General features: G+C 68.3%; 22 protein-coding genes and 4 pseudogenes. 14 read left to right on the plus strand and 12 right to left on the minus strand.

The window, feature by feature from the left end:
* Positions 1 to 377: 377 nt before the first annotated feature.
* The 4 genes and pseudogenes from OHB00_RS00105 to OHB00_RS00120 all read left to right on the plus strand — a co-directional run bounded on the left by OHB00_RS00105 (position 378) and on the right by OHB00_RS00120 (position 3,945).
* Positions 378 to 1,496: a DUF6192 family protein gene (locus OHB00_RS00105; protein WP_406429999.1), complete on the plus strand. Its 1,119-nt coding sequence runs from the start codon at positions 378 to 380 to the stop codon at positions 1,494 to 1,496.
* 3 nt (positions 1,497 to 1,499) lie between these two features.
* Positions 1,500 to 1,928, plus strand: a complete 429-nt coding sequence (locus OHB00_RS00110) for a RacP protein (RefSeq protein WP_406430001.1) — start codon at positions 1,500 to 1,502, stop codon at positions 1,926 to 1,928.
* A 56-nt stretch (positions 1,929 to 1,984) separates the two neighbouring features.
* Positions 1,985 to 2,677, plus strand: a pseudogene (locus tag OHB00_RS00115) (IS5 family transposase); the annotation flags it as partial.
* A 66-nt stretch (positions 2,678 to 2,743) separates the two neighbouring features.
* A protein-coding gene (locus OHB00_RS00120) for an IS3 family transposase (RefSeq protein WP_406430003.1) occupies positions 2,744 to 3,945 on the plus strand; the annotation gives its coding sequence in 2 pieces (ribosomal slippage) (positions 2,744 to 3,029 and positions 3,029 to 3,945; 1,203 coding nt in all).
* 152 nt (positions 3,946 to 4,097) lie between these two features.
* Here OHB00_RS00120 and OHB00_RS00125 read toward each other — a convergent pair.
* Entirely contained in the window at positions 4,098 to 4,748 is a 651-nt protein-coding gene (locus OHB00_RS00125) for a TetR/AcrR family transcriptional regulator (protein WP_406430005.1), read from the minus strand.
* Positions 4,749 to 4,824: 76 nt separating this feature from the next.
* Between OHB00_RS00125 and OHB00_RS00130 the strand changes: the two genes are divergently transcribed.
* Positions 4,825 to 5,844, plus strand: coding sequence for an NAD-dependent epimerase/dehydratase family protein (locus OHB00_RS00130; protein WP_406430007.1), 1,020 nt, complete (start codon positions 4,825 to 4,827; stop codon positions 5,842 to 5,844).
* Positions 5,845 to 6,275: 431 nt separating this feature from the next.
* On the plus strand, positions 6,276 to 7,115 hold the full coding sequence (locus OHB00_RS00135; protein WP_406430009.1) for an IS5 family transposase: 840 nt from the start codon (positions 6,276 to 6,278) through the stop codon (positions 7,113 to 7,115).
* Positions 7,116 to 7,301: 186 nt separating this feature from the next.
* On the opposite strand, the gene OHB00_RS00140 is transcribed toward OHB00_RS00135, so the two are convergent.
* The gene (locus OHB00_RS00140; protein ID WP_406430011.1) at positions 7,302 to 7,589 is read right to left on the minus strand and encodes a winged helix-turn-helix domain-containing protein; all 288 of its coding nucleotides are present in this window, start codon (positions 7,587 to 7,589) and stop codon (positions 7,302 to 7,304) included.
* 118 nt (positions 7,590 to 7,707) lie between these two features.
* Positions 7,708 to 7,866 (minus strand): hypothetical protein, encoded by a 159-nt coding sequence (locus OHB00_RS00145; protein WP_387539885.1) that lies wholly within the window; start codon positions 7,864 to 7,866, stop codon positions 7,708 to 7,710.
* A 282-nt stretch (positions 7,867 to 8,148) separates the two neighbouring features.
* Here OHB00_RS00145 and OHB00_RS00150 point away from each other — a divergent pair.
* The 3 genes and pseudogenes from OHB00_RS00150 to OHB00_RS00160 all read left to right on the plus strand — a co-directional run.
* Positions 8,149 to 8,525 (plus strand): annotated as a pseudogene (locus OHB00_RS00150) (DUF6233 domain-containing protein); the annotation flags it as partial.
* Between the two features lie 658 nt (positions 8,526 to 9,183).
* Positions 9,184 to 9,510: a hypothetical protein gene (locus OHB00_RS00155; protein WP_406430013.1), complete on the plus strand. Its 327-nt coding sequence runs from the start codon at positions 9,184 to 9,186 to the stop codon at positions 9,508 to 9,510.
* A 205-nt stretch (positions 9,511 to 9,715) separates the two neighbouring features.
* On the plus strand, positions 9,716 to 10,066 hold the full coding sequence (locus OHB00_RS00160) for a DoxX family protein (RefSeq protein WP_406430015.1): 351 nt from the start codon (positions 9,716 to 9,718) through the stop codon (positions 10,064 to 10,066).
* Between the two features lie 68 nt (positions 10,067 to 10,134).
* Here OHB00_RS00160 and OHB00_RS00165 read toward each other — a convergent pair.
* Positions 10,135 to 10,333 (minus strand): annotated as a pseudogene (locus tag OHB00_RS00165) (NAD(P)/FAD-dependent oxidoreductase); the annotation flags it as partial.
* Positions 10,334 to 10,383: 50 nt separating this feature from the next.
* Here OHB00_RS00165 and OHB00_RS00170 point away from each other — a divergent pair.
* Positions 10,384 to 10,618: pseudogene (locus tag OHB00_RS00170) on the plus strand (cupin domain-containing protein); the annotation flags it as partial.
* A 353-nt stretch (positions 10,619 to 10,971) separates the two neighbouring features.
* Here the strand turns inward: OHB00_RS00170 and OHB00_RS00175 are convergent.
* On the minus strand, positions 10,972 to 11,931 hold the full coding sequence (locus tag OHB00_RS00175; RefSeq protein WP_406430017.1) for a GlxA family transcriptional regulator: 960 nt from the start codon (positions 11,929 to 11,931) through the stop codon (positions 10,972 to 10,974).
* A gap of 623 nt (positions 11,932 to 12,554) precedes the next feature.
* On the opposite strand from OHB00_RS00175, the gene OHB00_RS00180 reads away from it, so the two are divergent.
* Positions 12,555 to 13,511, plus strand: coding sequence for an NADP-dependent oxidoreductase (locus OHB00_RS00180; protein ID WP_406445538.1), 957 nt, complete (start codon positions 12,555 to 12,557; stop codon positions 13,509 to 13,511).
* A 79-nt stretch (positions 13,512 to 13,590) separates the two neighbouring features.
* Here OHB00_RS00180 and OHB00_RS00185 read toward each other — a convergent pair whose 3' ends face one another.
* Both OHB00_RS00185 and OHB00_RS00190 read right to left on the minus strand, forming a co-directional pair.
* Entirely contained in the window at positions 13,591 to 14,550 is a 960-nt protein-coding gene (locus OHB00_RS00185) for a hypothetical protein (protein WP_406445539.1), read from the minus strand.
* A gap of 75 nt (positions 14,551 to 14,625) precedes the next feature.
* On the minus strand, positions 14,626 to 15,495 hold the full coding sequence (locus tag OHB00_RS00190; protein ID WP_406430019.1) for an alpha/beta fold hydrolase: 870 nt from the start codon (positions 15,493 to 15,495) through the stop codon (positions 14,626 to 14,628).
* An 84-nt stretch (positions 15,496 to 15,579) separates the two neighbouring features.
* On the opposite strand from OHB00_RS00190, the gene OHB00_RS00195 reads away from it, so the two are divergent.
* Positions 15,580 to 16,200, plus strand: coding sequence for an alpha/beta fold hydrolase (locus OHB00_RS00195; RefSeq protein WP_406430021.1), 621 nt, complete (start codon positions 15,580 to 15,582; stop codon positions 16,198 to 16,200).
* Positions 16,201 to 16,384: 184 nt separating this feature from the next.
* On the opposite strand, the gene OHB00_RS00200 is transcribed toward OHB00_RS00195, so the two are convergent.
* From OHB00_RS00200 to OHB00_RS00215, 4 genes are all read right to left on the minus strand, one after another.
* Positions 16,385 to 17,836 carry a DHA2 family efflux MFS transporter permease subunit gene (locus OHB00_RS00200; RefSeq protein ID WP_406430023.1) on the minus strand — a complete coding sequence of 484 codons (1,452 nt, stop codon included), beginning with the start codon at positions 17,834 to 17,836 and terminating at the stop codon, positions 16,385 to 16,387.
* Between the two features lie 137 nt (positions 17,837 to 17,973).
* The gene (locus OHB00_RS00205) at positions 17,974 to 18,672 is read right to left on the minus strand and encodes an SDR family oxidoreductase (protein ID WP_406430025.1); all 699 of its coding nucleotides are present in this window, start codon (positions 18,670 to 18,672) and stop codon (positions 17,974 to 17,976) included.
* A gap of 672 nt (positions 18,673 to 19,344) precedes the next feature.
* On the minus strand, positions 19,345 to 20,163 hold the full coding sequence (locus tag OHB00_RS00210; RefSeq protein ID WP_406430027.1) for an oxidoreductase: 819 nt from the start codon (positions 20,161 to 20,163) through the stop codon (positions 19,345 to 19,347).
* 786 nt (positions 20,164 to 20,949) lie between these two features.
* On the minus strand, positions 20,950 to 21,801 hold the full coding sequence (locus tag OHB00_RS00215) for an enoyl-CoA hydratase/isomerase family protein (protein ID WP_387538241.1): 852 nt from the start codon (positions 21,799 to 21,801) through the stop codon (positions 20,950 to 20,952).
* Between the two features lie 408 nt (positions 21,802 to 22,209).
* Between OHB00_RS00215 and OHB00_RS00220 the strand changes: the two genes are divergently transcribed.
* The gene (locus OHB00_RS00220) at positions 22,210 to 22,368 is read left to right on the plus strand and encodes an ATP-binding protein (RefSeq protein ID WP_406430029.1); all 159 of its coding nucleotides are present in this window, start codon (positions 22,210 to 22,212) and stop codon (positions 22,366 to 22,368) included.
* A 513-nt stretch (positions 22,369 to 22,881) separates the two neighbouring features.
* Positions 22,882 to 23,367: a hypothetical protein gene (locus OHB00_RS00225; RefSeq protein WP_406445541.1), complete on the plus strand. Its 486-nt coding sequence runs from the start codon at positions 22,882 to 22,884 to the stop codon at positions 23,365 to 23,367.
* 567 nt (positions 23,368 to 23,934) lie between these two features.
* On the opposite strand, the gene OHB00_RS00230 is transcribed toward OHB00_RS00225, so the two are convergent.
* A complete protein-coding gene (locus tag OHB00_RS00230; protein WP_406430031.1) occupies positions 23,935 to 24,729 on the minus strand; it encodes an alpha/beta hydrolase in 795 nt (264 codons plus the stop codon).
* Between the last annotated feature and the right edge of the window lie 35 nt (positions 24,730 to 24,764).

The raw sequence follows: 24,764 nt of genomic DNA on the forward strand, positions 1-24,764 counted from the left end.
CTGTCGTGCCAGGCAGTGGCGCCGGGGCCGCCGGTTGCGCAAGCGGGTGGCCGCAGAGTTGAGCGGTACCGGCCGGGCCAAGTGCCCCGAGTGTGGGGCCACTTGGGTGGCGGGGGTGGACCGGCGGTCGAACGCCGTCTACTGCTCGCCCCGGTGCGTCACGAGGGCCTGGAGGGCCCGGAAGGAATCGTTCGCTGAACGCTCACAGTGACCGCATCGCGAACGCATCCAAATCGCAACTCCGGCCAGATTCCGGTCAATTGCGATCGTTCGTTATGATCATCACATTTACGGTCTGACTCTCAGCGCAGGAAGCGGGCCGGGTCTTGCCACGGCCGCGGGGCCGTGCCCCGGTCCCGCGGTGGGTGGTGAATGCCATGCCCGAAGAGATCCAGGCGACCGAAAAGGTCGGCAGTGTCAGTGCGAACCGCTATGCGGAGATCGTGGCTGAGCTGCGGAAACTGGTCGAGACGTCCAGCCGCATCCAGTTCACGATCGGCGACTACGCACTTGAGGTCGAGCCGATGCGTGAACACGGCGGCTCCGCGCCGACCGACGAGCTGTTCACGGTGAAGGACTCGCTGTTCCGCCTGGCCGAGGACATCGGACTGTCGTACTCGACGGTGAAGACGGCCCGGTGGACCGCGTCCAGGTGGCCGGAGGACCGCCGGGTGTCGGGGGTGTCCTTCACCGTCCACAACATCCTGGCGGGCATCGCCGACGACGAGGAACGGTGGGCCACCATCCTCACCCCGCCCGAGGGCAGGTCCCGGTGGACTCCGGACGACGCCAAGCGCCGGACGGGCCGCCAGGTTGTCAAGCCCGTCACCCCGCAGGAGAAGGTCAGCGCGATCCACACCCTCGCCCAGGACGAGGAGGTCGCGGCCCAGGTCACCGGTGACCTCCTGCGCAGGCCGGCGGTTGTCGCGCAGGTCAAGGACGAGGACAAAGTCCGGGTGGTGGAGGAACTGACCCGTGAGGAGAAGGTCGCAGCCGCCGTCGCCCCGGACTTCCTGCGCCGCCCCGAGGTCGTGGCCCGGGTCGCAAAGGCGGACAAGGTGAAGGTCGTCGAGGAACTGACCCGTGACGATCACGTCGCCGCCGAGGTGACCACCGGCCTGCTCCGACGCCCGGATGTTGCCTTCCGTGCCATGTCGGACGACACCGCACGTCACCAGGTCAACCACGCCCAGGTCGAACGCGGCCGGCAGGCCCGCGAACACTTCGAGGAGACCAGCCCGGTCGCCCCCGCGATCCGCAACATCGACCGGTCGGTGGAGTTTTTGGACCTGGTCACCGCCTGCCACGCGTTCGTCGCGGCGGCCGGCCGCGTCGTCCCGGGCATGCGTGACCGCCAGCTCGGCGACGACGAACGCGTCATCGTGCACGAGAACGTCGCCCGCGTCCGCGCGACCCTGGACTGGATCGAGACGGCCGTCGACACCGGCAAGGTGGACGTCGACGGCGAGCTGGCCCGCCTCCTGCAAGGTGAGTAGGCGATGCCCCGCGATTCCGCGCGCAGATCACCCGCCGCCCAGCGACACGCCGACACCGTCCGGTTCGTACTCTCCGAGGCCCGCCCGGCCGGTCTGACCTTCCACCAGCTGGTCAGATCCAGCGAGCTGTCGCCCCATCAGACCCACGCGGGCCTGGCCTGCCTGCGGGACACCATCGCCGAACGCGGCTGGCCGCCCCTGATCTGGACCCGGGCGGACGGCTACAAGTTCTGCTCGGACGCGGCCGAGCTCCAGGCATACGAGGTCTCGATCATCCGGGAGAAGCTCACCGAGATCCGCCGGTTCATCACCGGGGTCGTCGCCCCGCACGCCGTCCTCCAGCCCAAGGGCCGCTGGATCAAGCACCTGAACACCCAGCTCAGCTCGGTCGAGTCCACGCTCGACGTGATCGCCGACTACATCGAAGCCTGACAGGCGAAGACGGCCGCTTCGCGGCCGGCCCCGCCCCCGTCCTGGAGGGATGAACGTTGCCGCGCAGGCGCTGCTACCCCTCCGACACCTGGGACGACGAATGGGCCCTGATCGAGCCCCTGTTGCCGACACCGGCCTGCGAAACGAAGGCAGGCGGCCGTCCCGAGAAGCATCTCCGCCGGGAGATCGTGGACGCGATCTGCTATGTCGTGGACACCGGATGCAAGTGGCGGGCCCTACCCAAGGACTTCCCGCCCTGGCGCACGTGTTACGGGTTCATGGCCCGCTGGGCCGCCGCCGGGATCGTCGGACAGATCCGCGACCAGCTCCGCAAACGGATCCGCCGCGAGATGGGCAAGGCGCCCGGCGCGGTCGCCACCGTCATCGACTCCCAGTCGATCAAGGCCGCCGAGACCGTCGGCAAGGACTCCCGCGGCTACGACACCGGCAAGAAAATCAACGGCCGCAAGCGGCACCTGGTCGTGGACACCAAGGGCCTGCCGCTGTTCGTGATGGTCACCCCGGCCGACACGACCGACCGCAATGCGGCCAAGGAAGTGCTGTTCCGGCTGCGGCTGATGCACCCCGAAATCACGATCGTCTGGGCCGACTCGGCCTATGCCGGACAGCTCGTGACCTGGGCGAAGACCTACCTGAACCTGACGGTCAAGACCGTCAGCCGCCCGAAGGACGCCTCCGGGTTCGTCGTTCTGCCCCGGCGTTGGGTCGTCGAACGCTCACACGCCTGGGGGCCTTGACCCTTGATCTTGGACACACGAGACACTGGATCCTGAGGATCTGAGAACGGACATCTCGTGGTCATGAAGAACCGTCCGCCGCAGTTCAAGGCGGACGCGGTCGCGCTGTACCAGTCGCGGCCCGAGGCGACGATCCGGCAGGTCGCCGCCGATCTGGGAATCAACCCCGAGACCCCGCGGAACTGGGTCCGGGCGGCCGGAGCGAGCCGGCCCCGGGGGCGCCGGGCGGAGGTGCCGACCGAGCCGTCGGCACCGTTGGAGGCGGAGAACGCCGCTCTGCGCAAGAAGGTCCGTGAGCTGGAGGAAGAGCGCGAGATCCTGCGGAAGGCGGCGAAGTATTTCGCCGGGGAGACGCGCTGGTGAACCGCTTCCAGTTCGTCGCCGACCATCAGCGCCGTCACGGCGTGAAGCGGCTGTGCACCATCCTGGGCATCGCCCGCTCCAGCTTCTACTACTGGCGTCGCACGGCCGCGATCCGGGCCTCCCGGCAGGCGGCCGACGCCCGCCTCGCCGCCCGGATACGGGCCGTGCACCGCGAGTCGGACGGCACCTACGGCGTCCCTAGGATCACCGCCGAGCTCCGCGAGGCGGGTGAGCGGGTCAACCACAAGCGGATCGCGCGGGTGATGCGGGGTGCCGGACTGGCGGGCGTGCGCTTGCGCCGCAGGCACCGCACCACTGTTGCGGACCCGGCCGCGGCGAAGGCCCCAGACCTGATCGGCCGCGACTTCACGGCAAGCAAGCCGAACACGAAGTACGTCGGCGACATCACCTATCTCCCGCTGGAGAGCGGGAAGTTCCTGTATCTGGCCACCGTCATCGACCTCGCCTCACGCCGCCTGACCGGCTGGGCGATCGCGGACCACATGCGCACCGGCCTCGTCACCGACGCCCTGGCCGCCGCCGAACGCACCCGCGGCAGCCTCGCCGGAGCGGTCATGCACACCGACCACGGAGCCCCATGCACCAGCCGGGCCTTCGCCGACGCCTGCCGCCAGGCCGGCGTCCGCCAGTCCATGAGCGCGATCGGCTCCAGCGCGGACAACGCGCTTGCCGAGTCCTTCAACGCGACCTTCAAACGCGAAACGCTCCAGGGCCGCAGGACCTGGTCCAGCGAACGCGAGGCCCGCCTCGACGCGTTCCGCTGGCTTCACCGCTACAACACCCGACGCCGTCACTCCCGCCTCGGACAACGCAGTCCCATCGCCTACGAGACAGCACTCGACACAACATCAACTAACGTGGCTCCAGCCGCATAACCCGTGTCCAAGATTCCGGGTCAAGGCCCGCCCAGCGGGACTGATCGTTCTCAAGGCCAGGGCCATCACCTTGGCCCGCACCGGCGCGACATCGCGGCCCTGACCACACTGTCCCACCCGCCGTCGACACCTGCCGGCGGCTTCATCACGTCTCATGATCCCTTAGCTGCGACGGTCTTCTGGTCACCGTCGGTCGGGGACACATCGAGGAGCCGCAGCATCGCGGGGAGCAAGTCACTCGTCAACGGATCTGGGGTGTCTTCGTCGATCGCGCCCTCCAGTGCGAGGCTTGTATAGCCGTGCACGAGTGACCACACTGCGTAGCTCGGCACCAGTGCGGGGTCCGCACTGTCCGGTAGCTGCGCATCCTGGCCCCGCAGGCCACGGTCCAGGGCGCGGAGCGCCCGGTGCTTCTGCTCGACCAGGTCTGGATCGTTGAAGTCGAACTGGGTCATACGCCACATCAGGTCGAACAGCGCGCGGTTGTCCCGGGCGAACGCAACGTATTCGGCCGAGAGCGCCGCGACCCGCTCCCGTACATCGCGCCCGACGACCTCCACCGCCTCCAGCCGGTCGCAGAGCTGGCGGTAGGCGCGCGTGGCGAGCGCACCGAGCAGCCCGCGTGCGTCGCCGAAGTGGTGCTTGGGAGCGGACTGCGACACTCCCGCCCGCCGCGCGGCCTCGCGCATGCTGAACCCGGCGACACCGCTCTCGGACAGCACTTCGAGCGCGCTGTCGAGCAGCGCCGCGCGCAGGTTGCCGTGGTGGTAGCGATCGCCGGCTCTCGATTCTTCGGTCGTCATCAAGTCCCCATCTTGACAGTGAGCAGACCTCTCGTAAACTGCTCACTGTCAAGATAGGGCGATCGCTGGGATAGATATGACGGACACGGTTCTTGTCACGGGTGTCTCGGGGTTCATCGGTGGTCACACAGCGGCAGAGCTTCTGCGGCGCGGATACGCGGTCCGCGGGTCGGTGCGGTCTCCGGCCCGCGCTGCCGAGGTTCGCGCCGCGATGGCGGAGGCAGGCGCAGACGACACGTTGCTGGAGATCCTGCAGCTCGACCTACTGTCGGACGAGGGATGGGCGGCCGCGACCGCGGGCTGCCGGTTCGTCCTGCACGTCGCTTCCCCCTTCGTCACGACGAAGCCGAAGGACCCAGAGGACTTGATCCGCCCCGCCGTACAGGGCACGACGCGGGCAATCGGCACGGCGCTCGACGCAGGCGTGGAGCGCGTGGTCGTCACCTCGTCTCTCGCGGCGGTGCAGTACGCTCCGGCGCGCAGAGATCACGTCTTCACGGCATCCGACTGGACCCCCCTCGACCGCCGCGGCCTCGGCGTCTACGTGGTTTCGAAGGTCCGGGCCGAGCGCGCGGCGTGGGACATCGCCGACCGACGCGGTGTGCGCGATCGGCTTGCCGTCATCAATCCGGGCGCGGTCATCGGGCCCCTCCTCTCCGACGACCCTGGAACCTCGGTCTCGGCGATCCAGCAGATCATGGCCGGCGCCCTGCCGATGGTCCCAGACCTGCGGCTCCCGTGGGTCCACGTGCGAGACGTCGCCGACGCGCACATCGAGGCCATGACCTCCGAAACGGCGGGCGCACATCGCACGATCGTCGCGACCGACCCGTCCTCGCTCATCGAGGTCGCCTCGGTGCTCCGCGAGAGGCTTCCCGAGGCGAGCGGGAAGATCCCCACACGGGCGATGCCGACATGGCTCACCTGGGCCGCGAGCGTGTTCGAACCTCAGCTGCGCGACAACCGGTGGCTCATCGGCTCGGCGCAGCGCTTCGACCACAACCCCGCCGAGGCGCTCTTGGCCCGCCCACTCCACTCGATCCCCGACACGATCGAGGAAACCGGCCGCAGCCTCGCCGAGCGCGGACTCGTCTGAGGCCACCCGGGAAACCACGCCGTGTGCCAAGCGCCCAGGCCTGGAAGCTCCCCTCACGGGCAGTCTTGGCCTACGGCCTCGGGTGTGCCTCAGTATCGTGGCCACCTTCGCGTCAACGATCGACCCGGTGCGTCAGCCCTGACGGGCTGACGCACCGGCACGGTGACATCAACTCACCGTTCGTATGTCATGTCAGCCTCAGAAACAGGCACTGAAAGAGCGTTTTGTCCCGGCGAGGTTGTTTGGTGGCGCTTCGAAGGGCGAGTAGGTCTGCGACTGCCGAGGCGAGAGTGGTCGATGCGGCCTGTGCGACAGGAGACGCCATATGTCTGACCGTTTGAGTCGAGTCGCTCCTGTCTGATCCCGAAGCGCCCCCGGTTGACGCTGTTTGCGCCCTGGGGATGCGTCGTGCCCGACGGTACTACCGAAACATGACGCGACAGCGCCCGTATCCCAGCGACCTGTCCGACGCCCGCTGGGAGTTGATCGGCCCCACCCTCACCGCCTGGCGGGCCGAGCGCAGAGGCAAGGGCCTGGACATCGGCCGCCCACCCGAGCACGACCTGCGCCGCATCATGGACGCCATCCTGTACGTCGACCGCACCGGCATCCCCTGGCGGTATCTGCCGCACGATTTCGCACCCTGGGAAACCGTCTACGGCTACTTCGCCGCCTGGCAGAAGGAAGGTGTCTTCGACCGGCTCAACGGCCTGCTTCGGCGCCTGGCGCGCGAAGCCGAAGGCCGGGATGCCGAGCCGAGCGCATGTGTCCTGGACGCGCAGAGCATCAAGACCTCCGCCAACGTGCCAGCGACCGGCCAGGGCATCGACGCAGGCAAGAAAATCGCAGGTCGCAAGCGCCATATCGGCGTCGACACCCTCGGCCTGCTACTGGCCGTCTGGGTGACCGCAGCGAGTGTCTCCGACAACACCGGCGGCATCCACCTGCTCACCCAGATCTCCGCCACAGCCCCTCGCGTGACCAAGGCGTGGGCCGACACCGGCTACCGTACGAAAGTCATCGACCACGGCGCCCGCCTCGGAATCGACGTCGAAATCGTCCAACGCGACCCCGGCGTCAAAGGGTTCAAGGTGCTCCCCCGGCGCTGGGTGGTCGAGCGGACCTTCGGCTGGCTCATGCACCACCGCCGGCTCACGCGCGACTACGAGACCCACCCCCACCGGTCCGAAGCCATAATCCACATCGCGATGATCGACCTCATAAGCCGACGACTCACCAGCGAATCCACTCCGAACTGGCGCGACACCTGAACCTCGAACCAAACAACCTCGCCGGGACAAAACGCTCTTTCACATTCACCGATAGGCCTCTCCTCACTGGGGACTTATGGTGTCCCCGATATGGCGTACTCCGATCACGCCCGACCCTAGGGGGGAAGGAATGAAAGCGAATCCGTCACCGCGTCCGTCATCGCGCTGCCGTCGCGGTCCGCTGCTTCAGTTGCGTCGAGGTTCGCAGACTCCGACTCGACCCCGACGCTCGCAGTTCAGGATGTGATTAAGCTGAAATTGCGTGAAGAGGCAGCACGCTTGGTGAAGATTGCGCGCAACTTGAAGGCTCCTGTTTCCTTGAACCAGAGCCAGGAGCCCAGGTCCGCCACCCTCTTTATTTATGACGGGCCACTGCTCGTCCTTCCAGGTGGCGATCTTCTCTTCGTCGCGCTCGGTCGCCTTGCGGGAGGGGACCTGCACGCTCCAGCCGATGCGGTGCAGCAGCAGGTCCATCCAGGCCAGGGTGTGCTCCACCCGAACCGCGGCGCACGACCTCGGCGATCCTCGCCAGGCTCAACACTGGTCAGGCCAGCCGACAGTAGCTGGGCCGACATCCAATACCGTTTTCCAGTCACCGCAGTTGACCTGCATCGAGCTTGCAGCGGGCACCGCCGTGACCTCTGGAGACCAGGGCCCGCCGCGAGCGGTTCGCCGACATACGCGTCACTCTGAATTGCCGGGCGACCTCCCGGTCACTGGCCCCGGTCTCGATCAGATCAGCGGCCGCCAACCGGACCCGCTCACGCCGAACTCGGTCCTTCAGCGGTCAGCCCTCCGCTATCGGGATACCTCATCCCTACGGCTCGCCTCCGCATGAAGCCGCGACGTGCTGTAGAGCCTTCTTCTGCAGCGGTACGGCGATGTCAGCACGCATGCGTGGAGTGTGCACGGGCGGCACTGCTCAACGCACGCCGCTTTGTGAGACCCTCGCAGCCTTGCTCGCGGTTCATCGGTCACGGCATCAACGATGCACACCGAATAGCGCAGGGCTGGAACACCGCCCCTTCACCAGCAGGACGGCAGTGTGGAAACGGCGGAGTACCGCGTATGGGTGCGCGCCCCCGACCACGTACGGCCGGTCGACGGCGTCGACTACGACCAGGTCGTCACCGAGAAGCTGGAGCGGTCACCGCAGTCGGCGGTCCGTGAGGTCTCGGGGAGCGCCGGCCTTCGGAGTGGGTGCTGGCGAAGCTGCGCGACGGCCGCGGCCCGGCTCGCTCCGTCCTGCACGCTCCGGACTGCGAGGAAGCACCGGCGGGCGCGGCGCTGCTCGATGTGGACCGCGCCCTGGACGCGGCGGAGCACCCGGACACCCGGCTGTGCACGCTGTGCGGAGCCACGCAGGAACTGACCCCCATGATTCGCGGCTTCGACCACATCACCGACTCCGCCCCCGACGACTCCTGGCCCCGGCCGCCGCACCGTCGGCGGCCCGGCGCGCAACACCAGCGAGCCTGCCCCGATCCCCGGCAGCGGCCGCGCCGCCCATCCCGCCCTCCCACTCACTCCAGCCAGGGACATGGGCAAAGCGGCCGCAACGGAGCGTCTGGCGGCACGCGTCCCGCCCTGCCTCCCCCGGCTGGGATCCACAGGACGCGGCTGAGATCACCCGGCTACGGGCGCGGGAAGTCGAAACTCGCCACGGCGATCGTCGCGCACGCGTACTGGAGCACTCTCGCCCCGGCCGACGTCCTCGCGGCCCGTGACGTCCTCAAGCACCACCACGAGCAGCTGGCCGGCGCCTCCCATCAGCCGCCGGCCGCTTCCTTGTGCCGGTCGGCCGTCGCGCGCACGACCAGGACGTCGCACCGGAGGGCAGCCCATGAGGCGCAGCAGGCAGTCCAGGAGGATCACCGACTTCGGTGGCACCTACGGTTCAGTTGACAGCACTGGCACCCAACCAGAGCCACAGGCCGACCACCAGCAGGTACATGATTCTTCCTGAACGACCGTCACTGACACGAAGCCAGCACATCGCAGGCAACTCCGTGACAGACACGGTGACGGATCCGCTTTCATCCCTTCAGCCGTAACGTCGGGCGCGTACGTGACCGGACAAGGCATCTCCAACTACAAGGCGGACGGCGAGCACGGCAGCGTCAGGGGCTCGCTCACCGTCTGCTACTCCTTTGACGGGGGGAACGACGGCTCGTGGGCGACGCAGGACGACAAGCTCCGCGCCCACACCAACGAGGCTCCCGGCCGCCAGGGCACCAAGCCTAATGACCAGTATTCCACCGTCAACTGGTACGACGGGTCGCCGCTGACCGTCCTGACGTTGGCGTCGAGCACCTGTACGACCAACGCCCTCAACAAGCGCACCATCACCATGCAGGACGACGACCTCCAAAACCATTGGCTTGACCTGAGGTAAAGACGCCAGCCCAGGTGGATCGGGTCAGCCCTCGTGAACCGGCTCGAACGGCTGCGGCCGCTCCCGCTCGGCATCACCAGAAGCACCCCGCCCGTGCCCACAGCAGTGCCCGGGACACGAGGCAGTCACGTGGCCGCGGCTCATCACTTGCCGCCCCTGCATTCCTGGACCGATCGACGGTTCCCTTCCCCCTTCGGAGTTCTCCGTGTTCATCGCCTATGTCGTCCTCGCTGTCGTGCTGTCCCTGGTATTGGTCTTCTCTGCCGTTCCCGACATCACCCGCGACCCGAAGATCACAGAGGGGCTCAAGGCACTCGGGGTGCCCGACAGCTGGTTCTTGCCGCTCGGTCTGGTCAAGATCGCGGGCGCTGTGGGGCTGCTCGCCGGCATCGCCTACCGACCGTTGGGCATCGCGGCGGCGATCGGTGTCGTCCTGTACTTCCTGGGCGCCGTGATCACGCATCTCCGTGGAGGCGACAAGAAGGGAAGCGCCACCCCGGCCGCCATCATGCTCGTTGCCGTGGCGCCGCTGGTGCTGGGGTTCGCGACGGTCTGATAGTGCTCCATGATCGCAATCAGACCAGCTCAAGACAATGAGGCCGTCGGTCAGCTGGCGAACAGTCAGGCGTGGTGAACCGAGGCGGGGCCGGTGGCGAGGATGCCGAACGGCTCATCGCGTACCTCCCAGCCGTGGCAGTAGGGGCAGTACACCACTCCGTGGCCCCAGTGCCAGGCCAGGCCCGGGCCCCTCGGGCAGCACGTCACGCAGGCGGGTGGCCACCAGCACCCGGCGCGCCGTCACCGTGCGGCCATCCGTCAGGCTGAACGGTGAACCGCAGGGGGATCTCGGGCGGCGGCATGCCGTTCAGGCCCCGCGAATGGCTTGTGGTCCTGTCGGGCACCGCCATTCTCATGCGCGGCCACCGCCGGTTCCGCATCAAGACCAACCAGGCTGCCGAGTTCCCCACCATGATGCCGCACACGATCGGCGCTGGTGGGGGGCCGTGCGAGATCATGGGCATAGTCGACCCCCGGCGCCCGCTGCGGCCACCAACGCGATGTTGCCGAGGCCGGCGATTGCAGCGACACTCAGACGCCCGGTGAGTGACGGTGTCGCAGGCCCGGCGCGGGCGGGATCTTGCGTGATGGGCAGCGGGCGAAGCGACCTTCTTGCGTAAGTCGCAAGTAGCTGTGCTGTATGCGCATGAGCGGCCTCGCCGAGCACATGGCATTCATCACCGCCTGGCTGCCACTGAAGGCTGAAGCGCGCCAGAATGCCCCGGGATTTGGGCTGCGGCTCGGGGGCACCTTCGCGCTTCTCCCAAGGGGCTCGGCGGCCTGCCTCTGTGGGCCCTGCGAGTCGTCAGGCCGGTGAAGTCGACTCATGTCAAGGGCTGCAGCTGACCGGTGAGGGCGGACTGCCGCAGCAGCTGCACCAGGAGTCGCAGAGGGAAGAACAGCTCAGTGGGTGGGGGACAGGGCGCCGCGGAAGGTGCGCCGGTAGGCGAGCGGTGAGACGCCGATGGTGGCATGCAGGTGTTCGCGTAGCGATGTGCCGCCGGCGAAGCCGACTTGGCCGGCGATGTCGTCGACCGCCAGGTCGGTGGTTTCCAGGAGGTGCCGTGCCCGCTCGACGCGCTGCTGGATCAGCCAGCGTCCCGGGCTCATGCCCACCTCTTCGGTGAAGCGGCGGGCGAAGGTGCGCAGACTCATGTGGGAGTGCTCGGCGAGGTCGGCCAGGGTCATGGGCTCGTGGAGGTTCTCCAGGGCCCACTGGCGGGCGGTGGCCGTTCCGCTGGCCGTGGGTTCGGGTACCGGGTGCTGGATGTACTGTGCCTGCCCTCCGTCGCGCCACGGGGGTGCGACGCATCTGCGGGCCACCTGGTTGGCGACTTCGCTGCCGTGGTCCCTGCGGATGATGTGCAGACAGACGTCGAGCCCGGAGGCGGCACCGGCGGAGGTGAGCACATCTCCGTCGTCGATGAACAGGGCGTCGGGATCGAGTGCGACGTGTGGGAAGCGTGCGCGGAAGAGGTCGGCGACCATCCAGTGGGTGGTGGCGGGCCGGCCGTCGAGGAGGCCGGCGGCGGCGAGGACGAAGGCGCCGGTGCAGATCGATACGAGGCGGGCGCCTGGTGCCACGGACGCGAGCGCCTGGACCATGGCTTGCGGCACTTCCGCCGTGGCGTCGGGGGCGACGAAGGGCGGGATGACGACGGTGTCGGCGGTGCGCAGCGCCTCGGGGCCGTGCTCGACGGTGACCGAGAAGTCGGAGTTGGTGCGTACCGGTAGGCCGTCGACGCTGCAGGTGAACACCTCGTAGCGGCCGTCCGCGGCCTCGAAGACCCGGCTGGGAATACCCAGTTCGAAGGGGTATACCCCGTCTGCGGCCAGGACGACGACTCGGTGAGTGGATGCCATGGCGTGATCCCGTCGAAAGTGGAATTCACGCCATGCTATCGGACAGTGACCGCAACTTGCTGGGCGAATCACGCGGTCTGCTGACACGATTCCCGCCGTCTCCGCCCTTCCCGGCGGCACGCGAGCGGTGGGGTCCCATCGCCGGATGCGTGGCCCTGGCCGGCTCGGCTGCCGGCAGGCGGTCGCCGTCCAGTGAGAGGTCAGGCGCCGCCACCGGGTCCAAGAGGGGGTCGAAGGTGTCGAACCCGCCGTGCGCCCGACGATGGTCTGTGCGTCTGGAAGCATGAACACGACCGCTCCCACATACGGGTCCGGGCATGCGTGGAGCCCGTCTTCGCCCGGACGGGACGCATGAGGTCCTTTGTGACCGCCGCCTGAACGGCCTGCAGCGCGCCAGGAAACGGCATAGCCCGAGGTCTCCGTGAATGGTCCTGCTTCCGCATCCGTCACCGTTGCCATGTCAACCGGAAGCCGCCGGACACGGCGAGCCGGGCTGGGCCGGTGCAATGCATCGGCGAAAGCACGTCATGGCGTGATCCCGTTGAAAGTTGGCATTCATGCCATGGCGCCAGGGAGTGGCAGGCCGCGAGGGTGGACGCATGACGAATCCCCATACCCCCACCATGCGCGCCATCCGCCAGGACACCCACGGCTCCCCCGAGGTACTCAAGGAAGTCGAACTTCCCCGCCCCGAGCCGGGGTTGAGTGAGATCCTGATCGCCGTCCGCGCGGCCGGCGTCAACCCGACCGACTGGTGGAACCGCGCCCAGCCCATGAGCGTCACCGGACTGCCCCTCATCCTGGGCTGGGACGTCTCCGGAGTCGTCGAGGCCGTCGGCACCGGCGTCACCCTGTTCAAGCCGGGCGACGAGGTCTTCGGCATGCTGCCCTACCCCCACGGGGTCGGCTCCCACGCCGAGTACGTGACCGGCCCGGCCCGCGCCTTCGTCCACAAGCCCGCCGGTATCGACCATGTCCAGGCCGGCGCGCTGCCGCTCGCGGCCCTGACCGCGTACCAGGCACTCGTCGACACCGCCGACATCCAGCCCGGGCAGCGGGTCCTCATCCACGCGGCCGCCGGCGGCGTCGGCCATCTCGCCGTCCAGATCGCCAAGTCCCGCGGCGCGTACGTCATCGGCACCGCCAGTGCCGCCAAGCACGACTTCCTGCGTTCCCTGGGAGTGGACGAGGCCATCGACTACCACTCGGTCGACTTCACCGAGGCCGTCAAGGACATCGACGTGGTCCTTGACTCGATCTCGCTGGATACCGCCGCCCGCGCCCGCTCCCTCGCCGTTCTGCGCCCGGGCGGCACCCTCGTCTCGATCCTTCCGCTGCCCATCGACCCCGCCGAACTGGCCGACATCGCCGCGCGGGGCTTCCGCTACGAGTCCCTGCTCGTCGAGGCCGACCGCGCCGGCATGCGGGCCATCGCCGACCTCGTCGAAACCGGCGCCCTGCGCCCCCACATCGAGGCCACCTTCCCGCTCGCCGAGGCCGCCAAGGCCCACGCCCTGGGCGAGACCGGCCGCACCACCGGCAAGATCGTGCTGACCGTGGAGGAAACGTCGGCGACATAGACCGCCGTCCAAGCCCTCAGGACCGTCTCCCACGGAGGCGACACGACCGTCATCACGGATCGGTGGGTTCGCGTCGGTCTCAGCCGGGTTCAGGCAACAGGCAGGCACCGCTGTCGGAGCCGACGGCGAAATGCTCCGTGGGTGGCGCAGCCTGTCCCGAGGGGCTCAGCGCGGGCTCCGACCGTGGAAGCCGCAGGGGTTCACGACCCGCCTCGCCTGGCGCGGAACGAGCTTCGGCCGTTCGCCGCACCATGGCGAGGGTTGCGGCGAGGCTGCCGCGGTTCAGGTCGGGGTGCAGGCCGTTGCCGAGGCGATGTATCTGGTCGGTGTGCCAGCTGATGTCCAGTACCCCGTCCAGGACCTTGAGGTCGGTGATCTTGCCCAGCAGGGTTCTCATGCCGTAGCGCGCCTGGTGTGCCGTGAGTGTCTCGGCCTGCCCTTCGAGGATGAGCCGGGCCGCGTCCGGGGTGGTGATCGCCGGCCGGCCGATGCCGACCACGTCGCATTCGCCGGCCTGCACGGCTCGCTGCATGGCATCGCGGGTGCGGAATCCGCCTGTGACGGCGAGTGGGATGTCGCCCACGAGCTTGCGAACGGTGCGGGCGTATTCCAGGAAGTACGCCTCGCGTGCCCTGGTGCTGGGGGCCGCCGAGCCGCTCATGGCCATGGACTCGTAACTACCGCCGCTGACCTCGATGAGGTCGACGCCTTCGTGGGCGAGCGCGGCCAGCACGGCCTGGGACTCGTCCTCGGTGAATCCGCCCCGCTGGAAGTCCGCCGAGTTGAGTTTGATGCCCACCGCGAAGCCGGGCCGGACGCGGCCGCGGATGCGGCGGACGACCTCGAGACCGAAGCGCATCCGCCGCTCGGGATCGCCGCCCCAGCCGTCGTCGCGCCGGTTCGACAGCGGTGACAGGAACTGCGAGATGAGATACCCGTGGGCTGCTTGCACCTGTACGCCGTTGAAGCCGGCTGTCTCGCACACGGCCGCGGCCGTGGCGAAGCGCTCGATGATCTCCTCGATCTCGGCCGGTCGCAGTTCGCGCGGCGTCGTGGCTCAGGGCAGTTTCGTCGGGATCGGGCTGGGTGCCACCGGCGTGTGTCCGATTGAAGCTCAGGACTCGAGGAAGCCGAGCACCCTTGCGACGAAGTCCTCGTGGTGCTGGAAGATCCCCCCGTGGCCGGAGTCACGGTAGAGAGGGACAAGTTCGCTGTTGGGCAGACGAGCGGCCAGGTCGACTGTGTTCTGGCTGGGCACCATCCGGTCGTTCTCACCGTTGGCCACGAGGACCGGTTGGCGGATTGACGACAGGTCTGACGGTGTCTGGCGGCCCCATCGTCTGACGGCCTTCAGCTGGGCGCGCAGCGACGGCGGCGAGACGTTCTTGTCGCGATTGTCCGTGCGCTCCTTCAGCCGTTCCACCAGGGCGCGCCCGGCCTGCCGACCGCCGGCAGTGTCGGTGAAGAAGAGGGAGAGCAGCGGGTCCTGGCGGGTCAGGGCGCCCTTGACCGTGGCCTGGATGGCCAGCGCCGGGACCTTGTCGATGCCGGGCCCTCCGGCGGGGCCGGTGCCCGCGAGGACGACCTTGCGGACAAGGCGCGGTTCCTCCGCCGCGATGACCTGTGCGATGAAGCCGCCCATCGACAGGCCGAGCAGATCGACCTGGTCGAAGCCGAGGGCACGAATGAACCGCACCGCGTCGTCGGCCATCTTTTCGATCGTGTCCGGCGTGGAGCCGCCCGACCCGCCCACCCCGCGGTTTCCGAAGGTGATCACCCGGCGTCGTGCGGCGAGTCCGTCGACGACGCGCGGATCCCAGTTGTCCAGGTTTCCGGCCATGTGAACCAGGAGGATCAGCGGCACGCCGTCCTCGGGACCGAGCTGCCGATGGACGAAGTCCACCCCGTCAACGGGCACGGAGCGCGTCGGCGCGAACCTGTACGACGTTCGTGAGGGGGGTGAGGAGTTTCGCGATGCGCTCATGTCCGGGTCCTTCTGGTAGGTAGGGGTGTCAGGCCGGTCTCGTTACCGGATGAAAGGGGTCCCTCACGTCATCAACAGGAGGAGTTGGCGACGTTGCCCGGCTTCGAGCGGGCCATGGTCGTGGGCCACGACCGCGGCGCTCGCGTGGGGCACCGCTGGGCGCTGGACCGCCCGGACCAGGTGGAGCGACTGGCCGTGCTCGACATCGTTCCCACCCGGGAGATGTTCCGCCGCCTGGACGCCTCGCTCGCCTCCGGGTACTGGCACTGGCTGTTCCACATGCGGCCCGATCTGCCCGAGCGCTTGGTGGGACCCGACATCCGCGGGTATCTTGAGTACTTCTTCGAGCGGTGGACCTACAACCGCCACGGACTCACAGCCGACGCGGTCGACGGCTACGTACGCTCGTTCTCCCGACCGGGTGCTCTTCGTGCGAGTCTCGACGACTACCGCGCCATCGAGGAGGACATCGCCCTCGATGACATCGACGCCGCAGAGGGCCATCGCCTCACCATGCCGGTGCTGGCGTTGTGGGGATCCGTGGGGCTGCCGGCCCGCCTGCCCACGTTGGACATCTGGCGCGAGTACGCGGATGACGTCACCGGTGCCGAGATCCCGGAGTGCGGCTACTTCATCCCGGAGGAGCAACCGGGGGCGCTGTCGGCGCACCTTGCGCCTTTCCTGGCCGACAGGACGAACCGGTGACCCCACGGTGAGGGAAGCGGTGCCCCTCAGCCGGTCGAGCGCCGACCCGAAAGGCGCGCTGTCCGAGGGGCCTCGACCACGGTGTGATGACCCCGCACGACGAACCCTCCTGGAGGGCAGGCAGGGCAGGGCAGCTGAGGGGCGGCCCCGCCGTAACCCGCGGGGCCGCCCCGCGGTCCGGGCTTCAGGTCGCGGCCGGGGCGCCGGCCGGAGCACCTCCCGCGGCAAGGCCGGCAGCCGGGCCGTCGGCCTTGCGCTGCCGGGGCATGAGCAACGCCACAGCCGCTGCCAGGGCGACGGCACCGGCTCCGACCCAGAGCGCGGGGATCAGCCCATCCACGAACAGTGAGGCGGATCCGTAGCCGCCCTGGGCGGAGAAGACCGCGGCCAGCGACGCCACGCCGATGGCGCCGCCGACCTCACGGATGGCGTTGTTGGCGCCGGAGGCGATGCCCTGCTCCTCCGGGCGGACGGTGCTCATGACGAGGTTCGCGCTGGGGGCGAAGAACATGCCCAGGCCGATGCCGCAGACGATCAGTGCGGGCAGCATGTGGGTGTAGGCCTCGTGGGGCTCGACGGTGATGGCCCACAGTCCGAGGCCGACGGCGTTCAGGGTCATGCCCGCCGTGACGACGGGTGCGCCGCCGATGCGGTCGGACAGTGCCCCGGCCAGCGGTCCGGCGATCATGGGCATGGCGGTCCAGGGCAGCATCCGCACGCCGGCCTGCATCGGTGAGTAGCCGCCGACGGTCTGCAGGTACTGGCTGAGCAGGAAGATCGACCCGAACATGCCCAGCAGCATCAGCAGGCTGGCGGCGTTGATGGCGCTGAAGGAATGGTGACGGAAGAGACGCATCGGCAGCATCGGATGCTTGGCGCGCAGTTCGTAGAAGACGAAGCCGACGAGCAGGGCCGTACCCGCGAAGAAGCCGCCCAGCACCGGGGTGCTGGTCCAGCCGTCGGCGTTGCCGCGCACCAGGGCGTAGACGATGCCGAACAGACCGCCGCTGGCCAGAACGGTGCCGACGAGGTCGAGGGTCGGGTTCGGGCCGCGGCTCTCGTCCAGCCGCAGCAGGGCGAGCGGGATCAGCGCCAGGCCGAGAGGGACGTTCACCCAGAAAATCCACTGCCAGGACAGATGCTCGGTGAGTGCGCCGCCAATGAGCGGTCCGGTGGCGACGGCGATGCCGCTGGCCGCGCCCCAGACACCCAGGGCCGCGCCGCGCCGCTCGGCGGGGACGGCGGCCGACAGCAGGGTGAGCGTCAGCGGTGTCACGATCGCGGCCCCCACGCCCTGCGCCGCCCGCGCGGCGATCAGTTCACCCATCCCCGGTGCGAGGGCTGCGGCGGCCGAGGCCGTGGTGAAGATCGCGAGCCCGATGGCGAACAGCCTCCGGCGGCCGAAGCGGTCGCCGAGGGAAGCACCGAACATGAGCAACACCGCGAACGTGAGGGTGTAGGCGCTCACCGTCCATTCGAGGTCTTCGAGGCCGCCGCCGAGGTCCTTGCGGATGGAGGGGAGGGCGGTGGTGACGATCAGGTTGTCGAGCGCGGTGATGAATCCGGCCATGCTGGTGATGGCCACGGCCCAGACGGCGCTGCCGCCCCGAACCCGCTGCTTGCCTTGCTGTTTCATGGCGTTCCTTACATTCCCTGGGCAGACGTACTGGGCGACGGATCAATGGACGTGGACGCCGGCGGGTGACGGCATGGCGTGCGACAGCGGGCATCGGTATCGAGTCGGCTCGGTGCGGGTTCCTGGGCGGTCGCTTCTCAGGGGAGTTGCGGGTAGAGCGCGGGGACGCCTCCGGCCAGGGCGGCCTGTGCCTGGCGGGCGGCGTTGTCCGCGAGGATCTCGTAGGTGCCGGCGGCGATGCCGTCGACGGCGATCCGGGCGATGTCGGCCGGGTCGGACTTGGCCGCGTCGATGGTCCGGACCATGTCGGTGTCCATGTAGCCGACGTGCAGGCCGGCCACGCGGATGTGCTGGTCGGCGAGCTGTACGCGCAGGGTGTTGGTGAGTGACCATTCCGCGGATTTGGCGGCGCAGTAGGCGCCGAGTTCCGGGAAGCTGACCCAGGACAGGCCGGACAGGACGTTCAGCATGGCCCCGCCGCCGTTGGCCGCGATCTGGGGTGCGAAGGCGCGGGCCACCGTCAGGGTGCCGAGGTAGTGGGTGTTCATCTCCAGGCGGATGTCGTCCAGGTCGGCGGTGAGCAGGTCGGCGCCGGTGGAGGACCCCGCGTTGTTGACCAGGATGGTCACGTCGCCGGTGGCCTTGGCGGCGGCCGCGACGGAGGCGGGGTCGGTGATGTCGAGTGCGATCGGCTTGGCGCCGGGCAGGTCGATCTGGTCGGGGTTGCGGGCGCCGGCGTAGACGGTGGCGCCGCGGGCGAGCAGTTCTGCGGCGAGGGCACGGCCGAAGCCCCGGTTGGCTCCGGTGACGAGGGCAGTGCTGGTGGAGAGGTCCATGGAGAGTTCCTGGTGAAGTGGAGGGGGGTGAAGACCAGAGCGCCAATGGCGTGGCTGAGAGGGCCAGCTCATTAAATTACGGTCATAATGTTAAGCGGCTCAGTCGGTGATCGCAACCGATCCATGCTTCTGTGATGCCGTCGAGGTCGGGATCTGTGCGACACCAGGGGGGTTTCGGCTTGCGATGCAACCGACGCGCGAGCGCCCCGCCGCGCGCACGGCAGGCCCCTCGTCAGGGCGTGACGGAGGCGGACTCATAAGCCGTCGGCCGTGGGTTCGAGTCCCACCCGCCCCACCGTGAACGCCTGTGACCTGCGGAAACGTCTTAGCAAGGTGCGGATTCAGGGCTTTGGGCCACGGGACTGAATCCGCTGCTCGTGACTTCAACGCCGTTGCTGTCGGCGATCGCTGGATCCGCTCTGACCTGCGCAGATGGATGGGTCCGGCATGGGGGCGGAACTCCGCAGGTGGCGTGCGAGAGGGGTTTGGCGCCGGATTCGGGACGCTGGCAGAATCGGCGCCGGCCTCGCACTCCGCACTGGGAATGCTCACCCCAGTCCAGTACGAGTTGCAGCAACCGCCTATAGCGTGAAACCCAGCGACGCGACTCCATACAAGTCGGGGCACATCAGAGCCTCCACCGATCCCGGGGCGGTTCACTGTGTGCAGATCTCAGCCGGGGAGCTTGTTGGTCTTGCGGATCTGTCCGTCGAAGACGCCGGCGGGAAGGATACGGTGCGCCGCGCTGACGAGCCGGGCTTGCCGGCCGGCGGTGTAGCGCACCTTCGGCTTGGAGTCGGTGGCGGCCGCGACGATTGCCTTCGCGACGGTTTCGGGGTCGTCGCCCTCCTCGTTGACCGCCAACGCCACCTGGTCGGCGATGCGCCGCTGCTCCGCGTAGATCTGCATGGGCATGTCGGGTGCGACGGTGTTCGCCTCGAACGAGGATTTGGTGCCGCCCGGCTGGACGATGAGGGCCCGGACCCCGTGTTCGCGGATCTCGTGGTCCAGGGACTCGGTGTACCCCTCGAGCGCGTGCTTGGACGCCGAGTAGTTGGCCATGTAGGGCGCGGGGAGGAACCCGAGGACGGACGAGATATTGATGATGCGCCCGCTTCCCCGGGCGCGCATGTGCGGGAGAACGGCCCTGGTCATGCGCATCACACCGAAGACGTTGGTGTTGAAGAGGCGCTCGGCCTGCGCGAGAGAGTTCTCCTCCCACGCACCCGAGGAGCCGATGCCCGCGTTGTTGACCAGGACGTCGATCCGCCCGAACCGCTCGATCACCTGCCCGACCGCGGCAGCGACCGAATCGTCGCTGCCCACGTCGAGGGCGAGGAACGTCACGCCGTCACGACGGTCGGCTCCCGACGTCCTCCGGCTCGTTCCCACCGTCTCGAAACCCGCTGCGGCAAGCGCGAGGGCGGCCGCCTTTCCGATACCGGTGGACGCACCTGTCACGAGTGCCACCGGCCGAGTTGTTGTAGTCATTGTGGCCTCCAGAGCCCATTGTCGTATGGTCGTAATATTAAGCGTGGAGGTGGACGGTTGGCAAGTGGTCTTGGGTAGTGGGAGCAAGTTGCACGAGGGAAGTGCAAGCGGGGAGCGGTAGATCATCGATGTGGCCGGGTGCCGCTTCATGGCGGCCGGCGGATCTCCATGCTCATGGCATCCGGGGCTGACCGACAGGGCTACGGCCGGGCCGTTCGGTCCGCGCTCACCTGCGACTCCCCGGAGTCCCTCACTGTGGAGGCCCCGGTGGAGCTCTGTCCGACACCCTGGAAGGCCCGCGGGCACGGCGCTGTGCCTCGGTGCGTGGGGCGTTGCAGGTGTTCGTTACCGGGGACGGAGCGACAGCTTGGGGCGAGGGCCCTGACGACACCCACCAGAAGACAACGCCAGATGTCCGCCGAAGGCATCGGGAACTCCGGGCACCCAAGGCGCCCCAGTTCGGTCAACCGTGATGTGCAAGGGCGGACCATCAAGAACTACAGCTGCCGGGACTGACATGCATGCCGTCGTCGGACAGGTCCCGGCGGCGTTCAACAGCCGCCCCGTGGTCTCCATCGACATCTCCACCGTCACCTCCACTGGAGACAACCTGCTGTCATCGGCGGCGGCGCTCCACATTTCGTACGGCTTCGCCGTCATCGCCGCCCTCGACACGTGTCGGCTGTTCGGCCGTCGCACCGTTCCGTATGTGTCCCGACACTGGCTTCGGCAAGGCTTCGAGGCGATGAACCGCCGATCAGGGCGAGGTCACCACATCGACCCGGTCTACTTGCTGGGGAGTCCCCCGGTGGCGCGTGCTCGCGCGTACGTCTCACGATCCAACAGAGGGAGCTCGCCAGTGGCGTCCGTGGTGGCGATGTAATGAAGCAGCCGCGCCTGACCTTCCTTCGACTGATCTCTGACCAGGAACTCGGCGTGCTCGAACTGCAAGCCGTCCTCGAGCGACAGAGAGCTGCCGAAGTAGATGGATCGCTTGATGGCTCCGAGGGATTTCTTCGAGCGTAGGCTCAGATACTCTGCGCGCTCGATCGACCGTGCGAGGACCTGTTCCTGTGGCACCACTTCGTCGACCGCACCGAGCGCGAGAGCCTCTGCGGGCGAGAACGGCCTGCCTTCGAGAACGGCGAGCAACGTCTGCTGAGTACCGATCAGACGAGGCAGTCGCTGAGAGCCGCCGCCACCCGGTGTCAGTGCAAGCAGGACTTCTGTCAGGCCGATGGCATGATCCCCGTCTGCCATGATGCGCAGATCACAGGCAAATGCCAGTTCCGCGCCGACGGCAAGTGCCGAACCGTTGAGCGCCGCAACGAAGATGGTGCCGCTTGCGTTCATCTTCAGGAAGGTGGCATGGAAGCTGTCGAGCTGCAGAAGCGACTTGAGCCGGGTCTTCCCTGCGAGCGTCCTGACAACCGGCACTCGGTTGATGAGCCTCCCCAGGCGCGCTACGAGCTTGGCCACGCGCGTGTTGATCGGCGGGAATCCAGTGCCACCTTCTTGTAGCCAGCGCGCATCAGAATGACTCAAGAAGCGGTCAGGATGCGTACCGGTGAAGACGACCGCGTGGATGTCCGGATCGCGGTCTGCACGCTCGACCAACTCTTTCAGCTGCTTGGACATCTCGGGATCGAACAGCGCATGCGGGCCTCCGTGGAAACGAGCGACAAGCACCCCGGTGTGGCCCTCGACGGCAATGTGTCCTGCGGGCTGCGAGCTACTTCGCGACGTGCCCATGTGGTCCTCCGGTGAGTTGGCTGTGGTCGACGGTTTCCGGCGCTCGCGCGAGTCACGCTCCTCCTAAGACGGCGACGCATTCTGTGCGCAGGGGGCGTGCCGGCCCGGCGGTCCTGTCCTTGCTTCCAGTTTCGATGAACGCGGTCGCCATGTCGTCTCCCACGGTGCGCGCGAGTGCGCTGACCACGTCCGACTCTACGGACAGCGAGCTGCAAGCGAATCCGTCATCGTGTCGGTCACGGAGATGGCGAAGCTTGGAACGCAGGTAGCACGAGCACCCCGGCGGCAGCAGCCATGAAGCTGTCAAGGGACCTTTACGGACGGCGCCAGGAGCGGGCAGCCCTTGACCGGATCCTTGACGGTGCCCGGCAAGGCGACGGGGCAACGCTGGTGCTGTGGGGTGACCCCGGTATCGGCAAGACCGCCCTGCTGGAATACGCGGCCGACGAGTAGATCGCCGTCGGGCCACGGCTGCGCCGCGCCTTCCGCGCCCGGATCGAGAAGCTGTCCGCGCCTGCCCGCACCGCGCTCGTTCTCGCCGCCGCCGATGACCGCAACACCATGCGTCAGGCCGCACTTGTGCTCGGCTTCGACGCAGTCGCGTGGGACGAGGCGATGCACTCGGGTCTGCTCACCAAGCGCTCGGACGGGCGGCTCCGCTTCCGCCGCCAACTGATGGGCGAGCCGTGTTCCGGTCGCGCGTCGCCCATGTGAGGACGGTCATAATCTAAAACCGGCCAGCCTCTTGCCAGGGGCCGGCAGCTGTAGTCGTATGGTCGTAATGTTAACGGAAGCGGTCGGGCGGCAGAGGTGTGTGAGCCCCGCCGGTTCAGGAGGTTCACCCTCCCCATCCGAAAGGGACTTCCCGTGAAGTCGCTGGTCGCATCGAAGCTGACGCCGGTAACGGTGGACGAAGCACGGGAGGCGGAGCAGGCGAAGGCCGATGCGGCTGCGGCGCGACACGGTCTGACTGCGCCCGGTCCACTCGGCTCCTTTGCCCGGTTCATCCTGTTCGGTGGCGGTGTCGGGGTCGCGTCCAGCGCCGCCGTGGCGGTGCTCGCAGGACTGATGCCCTGGGCTGTGGCGAACGCGCTGATCACCGTCGCCTCCACTGCGCTCGGCACGGAGCTCCACGCACGCTTCACCTTCAAGACAGGGCACGCCGGATGGCGCCAGCACTGGCAGTCCGCGGGATCGGCCACGGCCGCCTACGCGGTGACCTCCGTCGCGGTGCTCATCCTGCACACGGTGCAGCCGTCGGCTGGAGCGCTCTACGAGCAGGTCGTCTACCTCGCCGCCGCAGGGCTCGCCGGCACCGGGCGTTTCCTGGTACTGCGCCTGTTCGTCTTCGCCAACGGCCAGACTCGGACGACGGAGCGGGCCACGGGGCGCGCGCGGACCGGGGAAGCGGGTGCACAGGCATCCCTGTTCTTCCCCGTTCCGGCACTGTGAGCGCCGCACGCAGCACCGGATAGCCCTTTTGTTGGCGATCAGTACGGTGGTCCGCTGTCGCACAAGCCGCGAAAGCCAGTCGAGCAGCAGGGGGTCCCGGCCGATGCGAACCCGGTAGCTGTCCTTCTCGCCCGCTTCGACGATGTGCTTGTCGGCGGGCACGGCACTGTCTGCTTCGCCTTCATCTTCCGGCGGCACCGGGCATGCTGATCGCCGAGTTGGGCCAGGACGCGGTGGCGATACCGCCGGGGAGCACCACCCTCCCATAGTGGCGGCGTTCACCAGGCTGGCCCTGGGACGCTCGAGGAACACGAGCAGGAACGCCTTGGTCAGGTTGACGACACCTCAGAGTCTGACCACCGTCACTCGTTGAGAGAGTGAGTAGTGAGCCAGGCCCTCCGCCCCAGCCGCGAGCCGGGCCGTCTCTCGCCGGCCCGCTCTCGCTGAGGTCGACGGCAGCTACGCGCTCACCGCGGGAAATGAGTCCGGGCACCGCTTGCCGCCCGATCCCGTTGCCGCCGCCGTGAGGACGAAAACCCTCTCCGCGATCTGCAGGTCCCTCTGCCTTCACCTTCCGTCGGTCCACAGTGCGCCCTGCAGGGCCCGTGCCTGCCGGCGCCAGAACTCCCGCGAGATCTCGGCCTTGGGGAACACGAGGTCGAAGCCGTGGAAAGCGCCGGGGATGACGTCGAGATGGCAGGGGACGCCGCTGTCGCTGAGCCGGCGCGCGTACTCGACGACTTCGTCGTGGAAGAGATCATGGGTGCCGACGCCGATCCAGGCCGGGGGAAGACCGGTGAGATCCTCGCGGCGGGCCGCGGCCGCATACGGGGAGACGTCCGGGCCCGCGACGGCGTCGCCGAGGTAGGACGACCAGCCGTACCGGTTGCTCTTGGGCGTCCAGACGCGCACCTTGAGGCTCTTCAGGTCGGTTCTCGTCGTCGTGCGGTCATCCAGCATGGGGTAGAGGAGCAGTTGGAACACCGGGCGGATCTCGGCCCGGTCATGGGCGAGCAGGGCGAGGGCCGCGGCGATTCCGCCGCCTGCGCTGGCACCGCCGATCGCGATGCGGTCGATGTCGATGTGCAGGTCACCCGCGCGCTCGGCCAGTCCGCGCAGCGCGGCGTAGGCGTCCTCGACCGCGGCGGGCGCGGGATGGTCCGGCCCCAGCCGGTAGCGGACCGCGGCGACGGTGATGCCGAGTTCGCGGGCGAAGGCGATGTTCGTACGGTCGTCCTGCTCGGGAGCGCCGAAGATCAGCCCGCCTCCGTGGATCCAGAGCAGCGCCGGAGCCGCTGCCTTCAGGCCGGTGGGCTGGAAGACGCGAAGCGAGACGGACGGTGCGCCCTTGGGCCCGGGCACAGTGATCTCCTGGACCGTGACGTCCGGTCCTGGAT

It is taken from the genome of Streptomyces sp. NBC_00631 (assembly GCF_045206895.1).
Classification (GTDB): Bacteria; Actinomycetota; Actinomycetes; order Streptomycetales; family Streptomycetaceae; genus Streptomyces.

Coding starts and splice junctions, on each gene's coding strand:
- OHB00_RS00105 (WP_406429999.1), top strand. CDS start 378: ATGCCCGAAGAGATCCAGGCGACCGAAAAGGTCGGCAGTGTCAGTGCG.
- OHB00_RS00110 (WP_406430001.1), top strand. CDS start 1,500: ATGCCCCGCGATTCCGCGCGCAGATCACCCGCCGCCCAGCGACACGCC.
- OHB00_RS00125 (WP_406430005.1), bottom strand. CDS start 4,748: ATGACGACCGAAGAATCGAGAGCCGGCGATCGCTACCACCACGGCAAC.
- OHB00_RS00130 (WP_406430007.1), top strand. CDS start 4,825: ATGACGGACACGGTTCTTGTCACGGGTGTCTCGGGGTTCATCGGTGGT.
- OHB00_RS00135 (WP_406430009.1), top strand. CDS start 6,276: ATGACGCGACAGCGCCCGTATCCCAGCGACCTGTCCGACGCCCGCTGG.
- OHB00_RS00140 (WP_406430011.1), bottom strand. CDS start 7,589: ATGGACCTGCTGCTGCACCGCATCGGCTGGAGCGTGCAGGTCCCCTCC.
- OHB00_RS00175 (WP_406430017.1), bottom strand. CDS start 11,931: ATGGCATCCACTCACCGAGTCGTCGTCCTGGCCGCAGACGGGGTATAC.
- OHB00_RS00180 (WP_406445538.1), top strand. CDS start 12,555: ATGCGCGCCATCCGCCAGGACACCCACGGCTCCCCCGAGGTACTCAAG.
- OHB00_RS00190 (WP_406430019.1), bottom strand. CDS start 15,495: ATGAGCGCATCGCGAAACTCCTCACCCCCCTCACGAACGTCGTACAGG.
- OHB00_RS00200 (WP_406430023.1), bottom strand. CDS start 17,836: ATGAAACAGCAAGGCAAGCAGCGGGTTCGGGGCGGCAGCGCCGTCTGG.
- OHB00_RS00205 (WP_406430025.1), bottom strand. CDS start 18,672: ATGGACCTCTCCACCAGCACTGCCCTCGTCACCGGAGCCAACCGGGGC.
- OHB00_RS00210 (WP_406430027.1), bottom strand. CDS start 20,163: ATGACTACAACAACTCGGCCGGTGGCACTCGTGACAGGTGCGTCCACC.
- OHB00_RS00215 (WP_387538241.1), bottom strand. CDS start 21,801: ATGTCCAAGCAGCTGAAAGAGTTGGTCGAGCGTGCAGACCGCGATCCG.
- OHB00_RS00220 (WP_406430029.1), top strand. CDS start 22,210: ATGAAGCTGTCAAGGGACCTTTACGGACGGCGCCAGGAGCGGGCAGCC.